Source organism: Exiguobacterium sp. S22-S28 (assembly GCF_043359615.1).
Taxonomy (GTDB): domain Bacteria; phylum Bacillota; class Bacilli; order Exiguobacteriales; family Exiguobacteriaceae; genus Exiguobacterium_A.
The window spans coordinates 108,968-126,002 of the sequence record NZ_JBHFFC010000029.1; the positions used below are offsets into that span (position 1 = coordinate 108,968).

A 17,035-nucleotide genomic window follows, 5' to 3' on the forward strand; every position below is an offset into this window, starting at 1 on the left:
GGCGATTGCCTCGTTCAACAGTGGTAATCCTCAGAAAGATTGTGCTATAATGTGACTTGTTGTACACACATGTACGCTAATTGACATTTTTGGAGGGACTCAGCATGACTGCAAAATGGGAAAAACAATCAGGTAGCCTCGGCGTTCTCACGTATGAAGCGCCTGCTGAAGCATTTGATAAAGCGGTAGACCAAGCGTTCAAAAAAGTCGTTAAGACATTGAACACACCAGGTTTCCGTAAAGGAAAAATGCCACGCGCAATGTTTAACAAAATGTACGGCGAAGAAGCACTTTATCAAGATGCACTTGATATCTTGTATCAAGACACAATCGAAGGTGCTGTCGTCGAATCAGGAATCGAGCCAATCGCGCTTGATAACATCGACGTCGAAACACTCGAAAAAGGAAAACCAGTTGAGTTCAAAATCACATTCGTGATTGAGCCGGACGCAACACTCGGTGAGTACAAAGGTCTTGAGTATACAGCAGTCGAAACAGACGTTACAGACGAAGATGTCGATGCTGAACTCAAAACAATGCAAGAACGCGGTGCAGAGCTCGTCGTTAAAGAAGACGGCGCGATCGAAAATGGCGATACAGTCGTATTCGACTTCGCAGGTTTCGATGGTGAAAACCAATTCGACGGTGGTACTGCAGAAAACTATTCACTCGTCATCGGTTCTGGAAACTTCATCCCAGGATTTGAAGAGCAGATGGTTGGTCTTAAATCAGGCGAACAAAAAGACATCGACGTAACATTCCCAGAAGAGTACCATGAAGCATCACTCGCTGGAAAACCAGTCGTATTCAAAGTAACAATCCACGAAGTCAAAGCTCAGGAACTTCCTGAATTGACGGATGAGTTTGCTAAAGAAATGGACGAAGAAGTTTCTTCTCTTGACGAGTTGAAAACAAAAATCCGTACACGTCTTGAAAACACACGTAAACAAGAAGCTGATTCTTCTATGCGTGATGAGTTGGTTGAAGCAGCGACGAAAAACGCGACAGTGGATCTTCCAGAAGTTATGGTTGAAAACGAAGTGGAGCGTATGGTCCAAGAATTCACACAACGTATTCAGTCACAAGGAATTGACCTTAACATGTACTTCCAGTTAACTGGAACGACTGAAGAGGCAATGCGCACTGAAATGAAAGAACAAGCAGAAGAGCGTGTTAAAGCGCGTCTTGTTCTTAAACAAATCGTTGCAGACGAAAAAATCGAAGTAACAGAAGAAGAAGCGCAAGCTGAACTTCAATCGATGTCTGAACTCTACAACATTCCTGCTGACCAACTCGAAACGATGCTTGCTCCACAAGGCGGACTTGATACACTTAAAGGTGATCTTCAGTTCCGTAAAGCAATCGACGTTCTCGTTGACAACGCAAAAGCAAAATAAGCAAACCAACCGAACAAGTCGACTTCAAGGCCAATTTCTGGTCTTGAAGTCGATTTTTTTGTACGATAGGTCAAACAAGGACAAACTAAATTATGATTTTTAAATCAAACTGTAAAACGCTCATCCAAGATTTGAAAGAGTTTCCTTGTTCATGCTACAATCATAAATAGTAAAACGTGAGAATAGATGCGAAACGGATCTATACAACTTCCACGTTAAAGGGGTGGACCTTTATGTTTAAATTTAACGAAGAAAAAGGTCAGCTGAAATGTTCTTTCTGCGGAAAGACACAAGAACAAGTGCGCAAACTTGTTGCTGGACCTGGCGTTTACATTTGCGATGAATGTATCGAACTCTGCAACGAAATCGTTGAAGAAGAGCTTGGTACAGAAGAAGAAGTCGAATTAAAAAATGTACCGAAACCGCATGAAATCCGTGCGACTTTAAATGACTATGTCATCGGGCAGGAAAAAGCGAAAAAATCGTTGTCTGTCGCGATGTATAATCATTATAAACGGATCAATGCAGGTGGTCGTGCGGATGATGTCGAGTTATCGAAATCGAACATCGTCATGATCGGACCAACTGGTAGTGGTAAAACGCTTCTTGCACAAACGATGGCTCGTATTCTGAATGTTCCGTTCGCAATTGCGGATGCAACAAGTTTGACAGAAGCTGGTTATGTTGGGGAAGATGTTGAAAATATTCTCTTGAAATTGATTCAAGCTGCTGATTATGATGTGGAAAAAGCAGAAAAAGGCATTATCTATATCGATGAGATTGATAAGATTGCCCGTAAATCTGAGAACCCGTCCATCACACGTGATGTGTCTGGGGAAGGGGTGCAACAAGCCCTTCTAAAAATCTTGGAAGGTACTGTGGCAAGTGTTCCGCCACAAGGTGGACGTAAACATCCACATCAAGAATTCATCCAAATCGATACGACGAACATCCTGTTCATCGTCGGTGGTGCGTTTGATGGAATCGATCAATCAATCAAACGTCGTCTCGGTAAAAAAGTCATTGGATTCGGAAACGATTCAGAAAACCGTAACCTGACGCAAAAAGAAATTCTTGCAGCAGCCTTACCGGAAGACTTACAAAAATTTGGATTGATTCCAGAATTCATCGGTCGTTTGCCTGTCATGGCGACACTTGAACCATTGGATGAAGAGGCACTCGTTCAAATTTTGACGAAACCTAAAAATGCATTGATTAAACAATACAAAAAAATGCTTCAACTGGATGATGTCGAACTCGACTTCACAGAAGATGCACTCGTTGAAATTGCTAAACTTGCGATTGAACGGAAAACAGGAGCACGTGGTCTTCGTTCGATTATCGAAGAAACGATGCTTGATATTATGTTTGAAATACCATCACGCGAAGATATCGCAAAAGTCGTCATCACAGCAGAGACGCTGACGGGTAAACGCGGTCCGACGCTTGAGTTGAAAGATGGTACAATTGAACAAGGCAAAGAAAAAGAAACGGCGTAACACCGTGACAAATCGGCTCGGAGGCTACTTGTACGCCTTTCCGAGTCTTTTTGTTTAGGAGGAGATTTTTGATGAAGACAAAACAATATCCATTATTGCCACTACGTGGCGTCGTGGCTTATCCATTAATCGGATTGACAATTGATGTCGGGCGTCCTGTCTCGCTGAAAGCATTGCTTGCCTCGAAAGAACATGAGATTGATTTAGTCGTCGTCACGCAACGGGATCCGGAAGCAGAACCATCCGTTGACGGACTGCATACGATCGGCACGCTTGTTCAAATCGCGAAAATGAGTGAACTTGGAAATGATACGGTCCGGGTGCGTGTCATCGGGAAAGAACGTGTCCGGATTGATCAAGTCACGGAAACGGACGAAGGGTATCAAGCGAACATCGAACCGATTGAAAAAGCAGATATCAAAGGGGCGAAACAAGAAGCGCTCGTTCGTTTGATTAAGGAACAGTTTGGTCAGTTGGTGTCACGGATTAAAGGGATCGGCACGGATGAGCGTCGTCGTTTTGAAACTTATGAACGTCTAGATTCATTGACGGATTATATCGCTTCTAAACTACCGATCGACATTGCGAAAAAACAAGAATTCCTGGAAGAAAATGATCCGGTCGAGCGCGGCGTCATGTTGCTCGATGTCATGAAGCATGAGTACGAGGTCGTTGAACTCGAACGGGAAATGCGGGAACGGACGAAAAAAACAATCGAACAATCACAACGGGAATATTACTTGCGGGAACAGCTGAAGACGATTCAGCAAGAACTTGGTGGAGAAGCAGTTTCGGCCGAAAGTGATGCTGTTAAGTACAAGGAAAAACTAGCGATGCTCGATTTGTCGGAGACGGCAGTCCTGAACATTGAAAAAGAAATCAACCGTCTTGCTGTAGTTCCGGCAACGAGTCCTGAACACGGTGTTATCCGAAATTATTTGGAATGGTTCTTTTCCCTTCCTTGGAATGAAGCGACGGATGATTTCTTAAATGTCGAAGCTGCATCGGAACAGTTAGATGAAGATCATTATGGACTGGAGAAAGTCAAAGAACGGATTTTGGAATACTTGGCGGTGCGGCAGTTGACGGATTCGTTACGCGGACCGATTTTGTGTCTAGCCGGCCCTCCGGGAGTCGGGAAAACTTCGCTCGCCCGGTCCATCGCGACAGCGCTTGAACGGAAATTTGTTCGTGTCTCGCTTGGCGGAGTCAGGGACGAAGCTGAAATCCGTGGTCATCGCCGGACGTACATCGGAGCAATGCCGGGTCGTGTCATCCGTGGTTTGAAACAAGCGGGAACGAATAATCCCGTCTTCCTGCTCGATGAAATTGATAAAATGTCCAATGATTTCCGAGGTGATCCTTCTTCAGCAATGCTTGAAGTGCTTGATCCGGAACAAAACAACAGTTTTTCCGATCACTATATCGAAGAACCGTTTGATTTATCAAACGTCTTGTTCATTGCGACAGCCAATGATGTCTCAAACATTCCGGGACCGTTGCTTGACCGGATGGAGTTGATTCAAATTGGTGGATACACGGAACAGGAAAAAACGGAGATCGCTATTCGTCACTTGTTATCGAAGCAAATCAAAGAACACGGTTTGAAAAAAAGTCAATTGACGGTTAAACCGGACGCTTTGCAAGAAGTCGTGCGTCGTTACACCCGCGAAGCCGGTGTCCGGAGTTTAGAGCGCGTTATCGGTGCCTTGTGCCGGAAAGCGGCGAAACAAATTGCAATGGGTGAAAAGAAACGGGTTACCGTCACAAAACGGAATTTACCGGACTTTTTAGGAAAACCAATTTACCGCTACGGTCAAAGTGAGCTTGAAGATACGATTGGCGCCGTGACCGGTTTAGCGTATACTGCATTTGGGGGCGATACGTTGACCATTGAGGTCAGTCTCGCTCCAGGTAAAGGGAAATTGCAGTTAACGGGGAAATTAGGAGATGTCATGCAAGAGTCGGCGCAGACGGCACACAGCTTTGTCCGTGCCAATGCAGCGGAGTTCAAAATTGATCCTGATTTTTATGAGACACAAGATATTCATATTCACGTTCCGGAAGGGGCTGTTCCGAAAGACGGTCCTTCTGCCGGGATCACGATTGCGACAGCTCTGATATCAGCGTTGACGAAACGACCGGTCCGGCGTGATGTCGGGATGACGGGAGAGATCACGTTACGAGGACGTGTCTTGCCGATTGGTGGTCTGAAAGAGAAGTCACTCGCGGCGCATCGTGCCGGTCTGACAACGATTTTGATGCCGCAAGACAATACTCGTGATATCGATGACATCCCGGAAACGGTTCGGGATGGTATTCGCTTCATACCGGTCGCGACAATGGATCAAGTGCTCGAACATGCATTAAAAGGAGAGTAACATGAAAATTTATAAAGCAGATTTTATTACGAGTGGTGTCAATCCGGAGCATTATCCGGAACCGCTCCTTCCAGAGGTGGCGTTGGCCGGACGATCGAACGTCGGGAAATCGTCGTTCATCAATAAGCTTGTCCAGCGTAAAGCGCTCGCACGCACATCATCTAAACCGGGGAAAACACAGACCTTAAACTTCTTTAACATCAATGATGAAGTCATGTTCGTCGATGTCCCGGGTTACGGATATGCGAAAGTTTCAAAAACGGAACGCGAAGCATGGGGCAAGATGATGGAGAAATATTTCACGACGCGTGAAATTTTAAAAGGCGTCGTTCTCCTCGTCGATATTCGTCATGAACCTTCAGCGGATGATGTCATTATGTATGATTTTCTGAAGTATTATGATTTATCAGTAATCGTCGTGGCGACGAAACTGGATAAAATTAAGCGGAGTCAGCGTGACAAACACATCGCGGCCGTTAAGCGAAAGCTTCAATTTGACGGGCAAGATACGTTCATTCCGTTTTCATCGGAAACGGGTGAAGGTGTCGATGCAGCATGGGAAGCGATTTATCGTCATTTATGATTGAATTAAAAGGAAACTTGTTCTTTTGGGGACAAGTTTCTTTTTTTAAGTGTCTTCTAGACTTTAAAAATCTTTACATACCAAAAAATCAGTATGAATTTCGAAAAAGAAAGACGGGACACGTCAAATAAGTTAAAATAAACAGCATAAAAATGAATAAATGTGAAATTGTAGGAGGACTGTGCGTGGATTTACTTCGAAATAAATGGTTTAAAGCATTACTCTGGATTTTGACAATCTTTTTGGTGATTTGGGTCGGAACAAAAATTTCCTTCCTGTTCCAACCGATCAAAGTCATGCTCGCTTTAATTTTCCCGCCGTTGATCATTGCCGGAATTTTTTATTACTTTACGCTCGGTATCGTCGATATGCTTCAAAAACGAGTGAAAAAACGCGGATTAGCCGTCTTAATCGTTTTAGTCGGTTTCCTCGGTATCATCACGATTGCAGTCGCATCGCTCGGTCCGATTCTGGTCGAGCAAGTTTCGGATTTCGTGACGAGTATTCCGAACTTGGTCGTCGAACTGCGTGATCAAACGTTGAATCTCCGGGATCAATTAATGAACAACCGGCTCATCTCCAATTGGGTACATGAGAATACGGCGTTGTTTGATTCGTGGACAAACGAAGCAACATCATATATCGGGACGCTGTTCAAGTCTGTTTCGACGTCTGTCGGAACCATCTTCAATGTCATTTCTTCAACAGTCTTGATCATCGTATTGGTTCCGTTCATTTTGGTCTATATGTTGCTAGACGGCTATAAGTTCCCGAACTCCGTCGTCAAGTTGTTGCCGAAAAGCTACGAGACGGAAACACGGAAGATTCTTCACGATATGCACGTGACGGTCAAACATTACGTCAACGGTCAAGTCATCGTGTCGTTGTGTGTCGGCTTGATGTCGCTGATTGGTTTCTTCATCGCAGATATCCAGTACGCGTTACTACTGGCCTTGTTCTGTACGGTCACGAACATCATTCCTTATCTTGGACCTTACATCGGAGCTGTCCCTGCGGTCATCGTCGGTTTCATCGATGATCCGATCAAGGCGCTGTATGCGATCATCACGATTGTCGTCGCCCAGCAGATTGAATCGAATTTGATTTCTCCGTACGTTCAGGGGAAAACATTGAAGGTGCATCCGCTGACGATCATCATCGTCTTACTCGTCGCCGGGAAAATCGGCGGAATCATCGGTGTCATTCTCGCTGTCCCGACGTATGCCGTCACCAAAGTTGTTGTCCAAAACATCGCTCGGATTTATCAATTGCGACAACAAAAATTTGATTTACAAACGGAAGAATCCGTAATTATCACCGATTCGACCAAATAAAACCATAACCCTCTGCTGACGATAAAAGCAGAGGGTTTGTACTTTGTCGTGGAGAGGGATATGGTAAGAAGATAAGTTTCACAACTTCGACTCATTTTAGTTTATAAATTGATTGGAATCTTTTTTATAATGGTTATAATGTAGAGTAGAGAACGAAAGATAGATGAGAATGAAATCTTTGGACGTAAGGGGTAGAGCGCATGCATATCGTAGTTGTCGGTTTAAATAATAAGACGGCGCCTGTATCAATCCGCGAACAAGTCTCATTTGGGGAACATGAGATGAAGGGAGCGGTCGTTGCGCTACGTGACGAAAAAAGTATTTTCGAGAGTGTCATCGTTTCGACATGCAACCGAACGGAATTATATGTCGTCACAGATCAACCGCATACAGGCCGTTATTATACAAAACGTTTTCTGGCGAATTGGTTTGGTTTGACGATGGAAGAATTAGAGCCTTATTTGTTCATCCATGAGGGATTTGACGCGATGAAACATCTCTTCCGGGTCACAAGTGGACTTGATTCGATGATCGTCGGGGAAACACAGATTTTAGGTCAAGTGAAGACAAGTTTCTTCACGGCACAAAAACTCGAAACGACAGGAACGGTCTTCAATAAATTGTTCAAAGAAGCCGTTACACTTGCGAAACGGGCACATGCCGAAACGGGAATCGGTGAAAACGCGGTTTCGGTCAGTGCGGCTGCCGTAACGTTAGCAGAACAGTTGCTTGGATCGCTTGAAGATAAATCAATCGTCGTCATTGGTGCAGGCGAGACCGGTGAATTGACGACATTGAACTTATATGAAGCAGGTGCGCGCGACATTACGGTCTTTAACCGGACACTCGCCAAAGCCGAAGAAGTGGCGAATCGTTTCGAAGGATCCGCACATTCGATTAATGAAATGCAATGCGGTCTGCTTCGGGCTGACATCGTTATTTCTTCAACCGGAGCCAAACGAGCCATCATTAAACGGGAAGATATTGCTGCGGCACAGCTGTTCCGGAGCGAGCGTCCGTTTCTATTGATTGATATCGCGGTTCCACGCGATATCGAGCCGACAGCAGGAGACCTGCCGGGTGTCCATTTATACGATGTCGATGATTTGACGTCGATCGTGCAACAAAACATGGCGGAACGAATGAAAGAAGCCGCAAAAATCGAACGTCGGATTGAGGCCGCAATTGCTGAGTTTGAAGGTTGGATGACAACACTTGGTGTCGTTCCGATCATTACCGAACTGCGTGATCAATCGCTTAAAATTCAGCAAGAGACGATGCAAAGCCTGGAACGGAAGTTACCGAACATGACGAATCGGGAAAAAACCGTTATTGGAAAACACATGAAATCGATCATCAACCAACTGCTTCGTGAGCCGCTGTCGTACATCAAAGACGCGGCAGCAAAACCGGATGCCGAGCAACGGATTGCTCAGTTCATGGATACGTTTGCATTAGACGAAGAACTGTTTGACGGTGGCGTCGAGGAAATGGTATTACAAGACGAACCAGCAGCTGAACGTAAAGCTGTGAATCGATGAACATAGACCGAATTGTGTTACAATAGAAAAGCATGGGGCGGACTTGTGCCGCCCCTTTATTATTGTACAGGGGGATTTCAGCATGCGAAAAATCATAGTAGGTTCACGTAGTTCAAAACTTGCGATGACTCAAACGAAGTGGGTTATCGAACAATTGAAACAAGCAGGTGCACCATACGAATTCGAAATCAAGAACATCATCACGAAGGGTGACCGCATCCTTGACGTGACACTATCTAAAGTCGGTGGTAAAGGATTGTTTGTTAAAGAAATCGAACAACAGATGATTGACGAAGACATTGATTTTGCTGTGCATAGCATGAAGGATCTCCCGTCTGAATTACCGGCAGGGCTCATCATCGGTGCGACTCCCGCCCGTGTAGATGCACGAGATGCGTTGATTACGACGACGGGTGGCGGACTGGACTCACTTCCGGAAGGGGCAATTGTTGGAACGAGCAGCTTACGCCGCGGTTCTCAATTACTCAAACTGCGTCCGGATTTAAAAATCGAATCCATTCGCGGCAATATCGACACACGTCTTGAAAAGCTGAAGACAGGACCGTTTGACGGCATCCTGCTTGCTGCTGCCGGCCTGCAACGAATGGGTTGGTCGGATGAGACCGTTTCCGAATATCTTTCGACTGACGATATGATTCCGGCGGTTGGACAAGGGATTTTAGCAATTGAATGCCGGGCGGACGATCAAGAAGTACGCGACTTGTTGAATTTGATCCACGATCAGATGACAGAAAAAGTAGCCTTTGCGGAACGTTCTTTCTTGGCAGCAATCGAAGGAAGCTGTCATGTTCCTGTCGGTGGATTTGCGACGATCAATGAAGATTTATCAACGACACTTGTCGGTTTCCTTGGTTCAGTGGACGGACAACAAATTTTGCTTGAACGAGAAACATCACTTGATCCGATGCAACTCGGTCAAATGGTAGCAACACGTCTTCTTGATGCGGGTGGTCGTGAAATTCTCGCTTCTTTACCGGATGATCTTTAAGCAACTTGTCTTGACAGGGAGTCGTCGACCAACTGTAGAGCAGGTGGCGCGATTAGCGGAACAACAAATCGAAGTCGTTTATCATCCGGTCATCAAAACGATTCCCGTCGCGTTTCACTTACCGACAGAACTAGATTGGCTGATCGTGACGAGCCCGACAGGCGTCGAACGCATCCAGTCGGAGCTCCCTTCCTTGCAGGACACAAAGATTGCAGTGGTCGGATCGAAAACGGCGGCGGCATTAATCAAACAGGGACGAACACCTGATTTTATACCATCGGCTTTTACAGGGGATGTGCTGGTCGAAGAATTACGACCGCTGCTTCAAGCGGGACAACGCATTTGCTTTGCCCGCGGAAACCGGTCGCGTCAAGAACCGCTCGAACGATTAAGAAACGCCGTTGCGGCTGAAGTGTTGGAAGTCATCACATACGAAACGAAGTTACGGGTGATTCCACCTGATGTATTGCAACGTGCTACGTATATTGGTTTACAAAGTCCTTCAGCTGTCGAAGCGATTGCGCCGCTTTGCAAAGAAACGACCGCAACCTATGTGACGATCGGACCAATCACCGAGCAAGCCGCTCGACGATCTGGTTTGGCACCGCTTTTGGTCGCTGACATCTATACACTCGATGGACTGATTGACTGTATTTTAGAGGAGGAACTGTTATGAATACATTAGAATTCGCACGCCACCGCCGCTTACGGAATACCGCGTCATTACGCTCACTCGTCCGGGAAAATCATCTGCACAAATCGGATTTGATTTATCCGCTGTTTATTGCAGAAGGGGACGATATCAAACGGGAAGTCAGCTCGATGCCCGGTGTGTTTAACCTTTCGCTCGATCATCTGGAAGCTGAAATCAAAGAAGTGGTTGAACTCGGTATCGAGTCCGTCATCTTGTTTGGTGTTCCGCACGATCATTTAAAAGATGAGCAAGGAACAGGAGCGTTTCATGATCACGGGATCGTGCAAGAAGCAACACGACTCGTTAAAAAGGTCGCACCACAACTGACGGTCATTGCAGATACTTGTTTATGTGAATACACGTCAACAGGCCACTGCGGTATCGTTGCTGACGGAACCGTTGATAATGATGCATCGCTTCCGTTGCATGTCCAAACAGCTGTGTCACAAGCACGTGCCGGTGCAGACATCATCGCGCCGTCTTCGATGATGGACGGATTCGTGGCAGCCATTCGTCAGGGACTTGATGAAAATGGCTTCAGCCATATCCCGGTCATGAGTTACGGGGTCAAATATGCTTCCGCTTATTACGGACCGTTCCGTGACGCAGCCAATTCAGCACCGGGCGAAGGGGACCGTAAAGGTTACCAAATGGATCCTGCCAACCGCCGCGAAGCATTCCGGGAGGCGACAGCCGATGTCGATCAAGGAGCAGACTTCATGATCGTCAAACCGGCACTTGCCTTTATGGATATTATCCGTGACGTCCGCGAACGCGTCGAGTTACCAATCGTCGCTTACAACGTATCGGGTGAATATGCAATGGTCAAAGCCGCTGCGTTAAACGGCTGGATTGACGAGGAACGGATTGTCATGGAAACGATGCTTGGTTTCAAACGAGCAGGCGCTGATTTAATCATTACGTATTTTGCAAAAGACATCTGTCATTACTTGGAGGGGACAAAATGAGCCTGATTAATCAAAACTCAAAATCAAAAGCCGCTTTTGAACGGGCGTTACCGTTGATGCCGGGTGGTGTCAACAGCCCGGTGCGTGCCTATAAATCAGTCGGGATGTCACCAATTTTTGCTGAGCGGGCAAAAGGTTCGCGACTTTACGATATCGATGGCAAAGAATATATCGACTATGTCTTGTCGTGGGGACCGATGATTCTTGGTCATGCCGATCCAATCGTGACGGCAGCGATTCAAGAACAAGCGACACGCGGATGGAGTTACGGGACACCGACAGAAATTGAGTCAGCGATGGCAGAAGTCGTCATCAGCCGTGTGCCGTCGGTCGAAGTCGTCCGGATGGTCAACTCGGGTACAGAAGCGACGATGGCGGCACTTCGCCTTGCACGCGGATATACAGGGAAAACGAAAATCCTGAAGTTCGAAGGCTGTTACCACGGTCATGGCGATTCGCTTTTGATTAAAGCAGGATCGGGCGTGGCGACACTTGGTTTACCGGATTCACCCGGTGTTCCGGCACAAATCGCCAGCATGACGTTAACTGTTCCGTACAATGACATGGACGCAGTCCGGATTGCCTTTGAAAAACACGGCGACGACATCGCGGGTGTCATCGTGGAGCCGGCAGCCGGAAATATGGGCTTTGTCCCACCGCAGCCGGGCTTCCTCGAAGGATTACGCGACATCACGGAACAATACGGGACACTCTTGATTTTTGATGAAGTCATGACTGGTTTCCGGGTTGGCTTCAACTGTGCCCAAGGATACTTTGGTGTCACACCGGATATTACGTGCCTCGGGAAAGTCATCGGCGGCGGCATGCCGGTCGGTGCTTACGGTGGTCGTCGCGACATCATGGAACAAATTGCGCCGCAAGGTCCGATTTACCAAGCCGGTACACTATCCGGTAACCCACTGGCGATGACAGCGGGGCTCGCGACACTGACGCAACTGAAGCCGGAGCATTACGAAGAGTTTGACCGGAAAGCCGGTCGACTGGCGGAAGGGTATCTCGCAGCAGCGGCGAAATATAACATTCCGTTAACGACGAACCGGGCGGGTGCGATGTTTGGTGTCTTCTTTACCAATCAGCCGGTCACGAACTTCGAACAAGCGAAAACATCGAATCTTGAGATGTTCCGTTCGTATTATCAAAAGATGGCAGCACGCGGTGTCTTCTTACCACCATCACAATTTGAAGGTCTCTTCTTGTCGACCGTTCATACGGACGAAGACATCGAACAGACGCTTGCAGCGGTTGAGCTGACGTTCAAAGAATTACAACTCGAATTTAATCGTTAAGCAGTTCTTGACGAGTCACGGACGTCTCGGATAAAATAAGGAAAGAATAATTTGGAAAACAGCGATGACGGGAAGAGTAGTCGAGAAACGAACTGTTATGAGAGAACACATCCATGGCTGAGAGATGTGACAGGACGTCCTGATGAAGGTCACCCCACGAGCTGGTCTCGTAAGCAACAGCAAGCGAGATCCGGATTGCCGCACGTTACGCGGGCTAGAGGGCACTCTGTAAAGAGTGAACTAAGGTGGTACCGCGGAAGAGCAACGGCTTCTTTCGTCCTTAGATGAGGACGAGAGAAGCCGTTTTTATTATGGATTAAAGGAGCGATTTAGATGCAGGAATTATCAATGCCAACAAAGTACGATCCGCAAGCAACAGAGGAAAAATGGTACGACTTTTGGATGAAAGGGGAATACTTCAAAGCCGATCAAGACCCGGAAAAAGCACCGTATACGATTGTCATCCCCCCGCCAAACGTTACCGGGAAATTACACCTCGGTCACGCTTGGGATACGACACTCCAAGATATGCTGACACGAATGAAACGGATGCAAGGCTTTGACGTCTTGTACCTGCCAGGGATGGACCATGCCGGAATCGCGACGCAAGCAAAAGTCGAACAGAAACTCCGGGCAGAAGGCAAGTCACGCCTTGAGATGGGACGCGAAAAGTTCCTGGAACAATCGTGGGCCTGGAAAGAAGAATACGCCTCAACGATCCGTGAACAGTGGTCAAAACTCGGACTCGGGCTCGATTATTCACGGGAACGGTTTACACTCGATGAAGGATTGTCGGAAGCGGTTCAAGAAGTGTTCGTTAAATTATACGAAAAAGGCTTGATCTACCGTGGCGAATACATCGTCAACTGGGATCCAGCGACGAAAACAGCGATCTCGGACATCGAGGTCATCTATAAAGACATCGAAGGTGCCTTCTATCACTTCAGTTATCCGTTGACGGATGGATCAGGTCACGTCGAACTGGCGACGACACGTCCGGAAACGATGCTTGGGGATACGGCGATTGCGGTCAATCCGAAAGACGAGCGTTATGCGCACCTGGTCGGAAAAACGATCACGTTACCGATCGTCGGACGGGAAATTCCGATTGTCGCCGATGAGTACGTCGACATGGAATTCGGAACAGGGGTTGTGAAAATCACGCCAGCCCACGATCCAAATGACTTCGAAGTCGGAAACCGTCATGATCTACCACGTGTCCTTGTCATGAATGAAGACGGAACGATGAACGAAAATGCAGGGAAATATGAAGGCATGGATCGTTTTGAATGCCGCAAGCAAATCGTTGAAGATCTGAAAGAGTCAGGTGTTTTGATCAAGGTCGAACCGCATCTGCATTCCGTCGGTCACTCCGAGCGGTCGGATGCTATCGTCGAACCGTACTTGTCGCTCCAGTGGTTCGTCAAAATGGAGCCGCTTGCTGAAAAAGCACTGCACGAGCAACAAGGGGAAGACAAAATCAACTTCATTCCACAACGTTTTGAAAACACGTATGTCCGCTGGATGGAAAACATCCGCGACTGGTGTGTCAGCCGTCAGCTCTGGTGGGGTCACCGGATTCCGGCTTGGTACCATAAAGAAACGGGCGAAGTCTACGTCGGCAAAGAAGCACCGGCTGACATCGAAAACTGGGAACAAGACAATGATGTGCTTGATACATGGTTCTCTTCAGCGCTCTGGCCGTTCTCGACGATGGGTTGGCCGAACGAAGGCGCAGCTGATTATCAGAAGTACTTCCCAACGTCAACACTCGTAACAGGTTATGATATCATCGCTTTCTGGGTCTCACGGATGATCTTCCAATCGTATGAATTCACAGGCGAACGTCCATTCAACGATGTACTGATTCACGGTTTGATTCGCGACTCAGAAGGACGGAAAATGTCGAAGTCACTCGGTAACGGGATTGATCCGATGGATGTCATCGAAAAATATGGTGCGGATTCGCTCCGTTGGTTCTTAACGACCGGTTCAACACCAGGAAACGATTTACGTTTCTACTGGGAGAAAATCGAAGCGACATGGAACTTCTCGAACAAATTGTGGAACGCAAGCCGTTTTGCCTTGATGAACATGGATGGACTGACACACGATCAAATTGACCTGTCAGGCGAGAAATCACTTGCCGATCAATGGATTCTGACACGTCTGAACACGACGATTGATGATGTGACGCGTCTGTCGGACAAATACGAGTTTGGTGAAGCCGGTCGTGTCCTCTATCACTTCATTTGGGAAGACTTCTGTAACTGGTACATCGAGATGGCGAAGTTACCGTTAAACGGTGAGGACGAAGCAGCCAAATTGACGACGCGTTCGATTCTTGCCTATACGCTGGATCAAATCATGCGTCTGATGCATCCGTTCATGCCGTTCATCACGGAAGAAATCTGGCAGCATCTACCGCATGAAGGTGAAACCGTCACACGTGCCGCATGGCCGACACGGAACGATTCACTGGACTTCCCAAAAGCTGTTCCGGCATTTGAAGCCGTTCAGAACGTCATCCGTTCAGTCCGAAATATTCGGGCGGAAGTGAACGCGCCGATGTCGAAACAAATCCAGTTGATGATTTCAACGAGTGACGATCAAGTCCAGCACGATTTAGAAACAAATCTGTCGTACTTGAAAAAATTCACGAATGCGTCTGAATTACTTGTTGAACGCAATATGACGGCACCAGAAAAAGCGATGAGTGCGATCGTCACGGGAGCGGAATTGTTCATTCCGTTGGCTGATTTGATCAACATCGAAGAAGAAATCGCTCGTCTGAACAAAGAACTCGTCAAGTATACAAAAGAAGTCGAACGGGTCGAGAAAAAACTCAACAATCCAGGCTTCGTCGGAAAAGCTCCGGCACACGTCATTGAAGAAGAACAAGCAAAAGCACAAGACTATAAAGAGAAACAGGCGGCAGTTGAAGTCCGGATCAGCGAACTCGCAAAATAATCTTAAAAGTGGCTCAAGTTTTCTTGAGTCACTTTTTTTGAAGGAGTGAAGCAAGCGTGAGAACACGAGAAGATGTGCTCGAATGGTTATCGGCGTTACTGGCATTTGGCATCAAACCGGGACTGAGTCGGATGGAAGCATTACTGACGGAACTGGGAATCGATCCGGATACGATTTCGACGGTTCATGTCGCGGGAACGAACGGCAAAGGATCGACGGTCGCTTTTTTGCGCGAGATGGGAGTAGCGCAAGGACTGCGGATTGGAACTTTTACGTCACCGTATATCATTCAGTTTGAAGAACGAATCATGTTGAACGGTGTACCGATCAGTGAAGCGGATTTGGTGGAGGCGGCCGTTGCTGTCCAGAAAGCGATCGCGAATATCGATTCAACGGTCGGGACTGTGACGGAATTCGAAGCCTTGACGGCACTCGCTTTTTATCATTTTAGTCACGTCCGTCCTGATTTCGTCATTTATGAAGTCGGACTCGGTGGTTTGTATGATTCGACGAATGTCCTAAAACAACCGAAAGCTGCAATCATCACCTCGATCGGTCACGATCACCAAGCCATCCTCGGAGATACGCTCCAAGAGATTGCCTTACAAAAATTCGGTATCATCAAGCAAGGAACGATGGTTATCGCAGGGAAGTTGCAGGAAGAATTGACGGTCCCGTTAATGGCTTATTGTGGCGATCGACAAGCAAATCTGGCCTGGAGTCAGGAAGTGATCCGGGATTACCGCCTGAGTGAAGCGGGGACATGGGCAACCTATGAAGGCGTTCCCGAGACACGTCTTGGACTCGAAGGTATACATCAAGTCCACAATGCGGCCAATGCCGTCGTCTGTGCAAAACAACTCGGTTGGTCAAAGACCGCCATCCGGCGCGGATTGCGGAATGCGACACATCCAGGACGATTTGAAATCATTTCCCGAAAGCCGCGGATTATTTTAGACGGTGCGCATAATCCGGAAGGCGTGACGGCACTTGTCGAACGTTTAAAGGAAGAGACAAAACCTGTCATTGTCTTGTGCTCGATCTTACGGGATAAAGACCGAGAAGCAATGCTAAACCAATTGCGGGAAGTGACGCAAGACATCTATGAGACGACGTTTGATTTTCCGCGGGCGCGGACGTTAGAAGAACTAAACGCAAACGGAGCGAATGTGACAGATATCGAGTCTTTTTTCAGTGAGAATGACACGGTCGATAAAACACGGATTGTGACAGGCTCTCTTTATTTCATCAGTACTGTCCGCACATTACTGACGGCACAGTCTTTTACAAAAAAGGGGAAACGGTAAAAGAACTTGTATACTAAGGTTGGGGGAATTTATTCCCAAATGTTA

At 47.1% G+C, this 17,035-nt stretch carries 12 protein-coding genes and 1 other annotated feature; all 12 genes read left to right on the forward strand.

What is annotated here, in order from left to right:
* Positions 1 to 104: 104 nt before the first annotated feature.
* The 12 genes from tig (at position 105) to ACHA8N_RS12370 (ending at position 16,990) form a co-directional block, all read left to right on the forward strand.
* Positions 105 to 1,397: a trigger factor gene (gene tig, locus ACHA8N_RS12315; protein WP_393965907.1), complete on the forward strand. Its 1,293-nt coding sequence runs from the start codon at positions 105 to 107 to the stop codon at positions 1,395 to 1,397.
* A gap of 233 nt (positions 1,398 to 1,630) precedes the next feature.
* On the forward strand, positions 1,631 to 2,896 hold the full coding sequence (gene clpX, locus ACHA8N_RS12320) for an ATP-dependent protease ATP-binding subunit ClpX (RefSeq protein WP_147510666.1): 1,266 nt from the start codon (positions 1,631 to 1,633) through the stop codon (positions 2,894 to 2,896).
* A gap of 71 nt (positions 2,897 to 2,967) precedes the next feature.
* A complete protein-coding gene (lon, locus tag ACHA8N_RS12325) occupies positions 2,968 to 5,277 on the forward strand; it encodes an endopeptidase La (protein WP_147510667.1) in 2,310 nt (769 codons plus the stop codon).
* Position 5,278: 1 nt separating this feature from the next.
* Positions 5,279 to 5,860 (forward strand): ribosome biogenesis GTP-binding protein YihA/YsxC, encoded by a 582-nt coding sequence (gene yihA / locus ACHA8N_RS12330; RefSeq protein ID WP_147510668.1) that lies wholly within the window; start codon positions 5,279 to 5,281, stop codon positions 5,858 to 5,860.
* A 185-nt stretch (positions 5,861 to 6,045) separates the two neighbouring features.
* On the forward strand, positions 6,046 to 7,194 hold the full coding sequence (locus ACHA8N_RS12335; RefSeq protein WP_147510669.1) for an AI-2E family transporter: 1,149 nt from the start codon (positions 6,046 to 6,048) through the stop codon (positions 7,192 to 7,194).
* 200 nt (positions 7,195 to 7,394) lie between these two features.
* The gene (hemA, locus tag ACHA8N_RS12340; RefSeq protein ID WP_147510670.1) at positions 7,395 to 8,735 is read left to right on the forward strand and encodes a glutamyl-tRNA reductase; all 1,341 of its coding nucleotides are present in this window, start codon (positions 7,395 to 7,397) and stop codon (positions 8,733 to 8,735) included.
* Positions 8,736 to 8,817: 82 nt separating this feature from the next.
* Positions 8,818 to 9,744, forward strand: coding sequence for a hydroxymethylbilane synthase (gene hemC / locus ACHA8N_RS12345; protein WP_393965908.1), 927 nt, complete (start codon positions 8,818 to 8,820; stop codon positions 9,742 to 9,744).
* Positions 9,734 to 10,420, forward strand: coding sequence for a uroporphyrinogen-III synthase (locus ACHA8N_RS12350; RefSeq protein WP_393965909.1), 687 nt, complete (start codon positions 9,734 to 9,736; stop codon positions 10,418 to 10,420). The genes hemC and ACHA8N_RS12350 overlap by 11 nt, the downstream gene beginning before the upstream one ends.
* Positions 10,417 to 11,406 (forward strand): porphobilinogen synthase, encoded by a 990-nt coding sequence (hemB, locus tag ACHA8N_RS12355; protein WP_393965910.1) that lies wholly within the window; start codon positions 10,417 to 10,419, stop codon positions 11,404 to 11,406. The genes ACHA8N_RS12350 and hemB overlap by 4 nt, the downstream gene beginning before the upstream one ends.
* Positions 11,403 to 12,713 (forward strand): glutamate-1-semialdehyde 2,1-aminomutase, encoded by a 1,311-nt coding sequence (gene hemL / locus ACHA8N_RS12360; protein ID WP_147510673.1) that lies wholly within the window; start codon positions 11,403 to 11,405, stop codon positions 12,711 to 12,713. Before hemB ends, hemL begins: the two co-directional genes overlap by 4 nt.
* A gap of 55 nt (positions 12,714 to 12,768) precedes the next feature.
* Positions 12,769 to 12,998: a binding site (T-box leader), on the forward strand.
* Positions 12,999 to 13,046: 48 nt separating this feature from the next.
* The gene (locus ACHA8N_RS12365) at positions 13,047 to 15,683 is read left to right on the forward strand and encodes a valine--tRNA ligase (RefSeq protein ID WP_393965911.1); all 2,637 of its coding nucleotides are present in this window, start codon (positions 13,047 to 13,049) and stop codon (positions 15,681 to 15,683) included.
* Between the two features lie 56 nt (positions 15,684 to 15,739).
* On the forward strand, positions 15,740 to 16,990 hold the full coding sequence (locus tag ACHA8N_RS12370; protein WP_393965912.1) for a bifunctional folylpolyglutamate synthase/dihydrofolate synthase: 1,251 nt from the start codon (positions 15,740 to 15,742) through the stop codon (positions 16,988 to 16,990).
* Positions 16,991 to 17,035 lie beyond the last annotated feature (45 nt).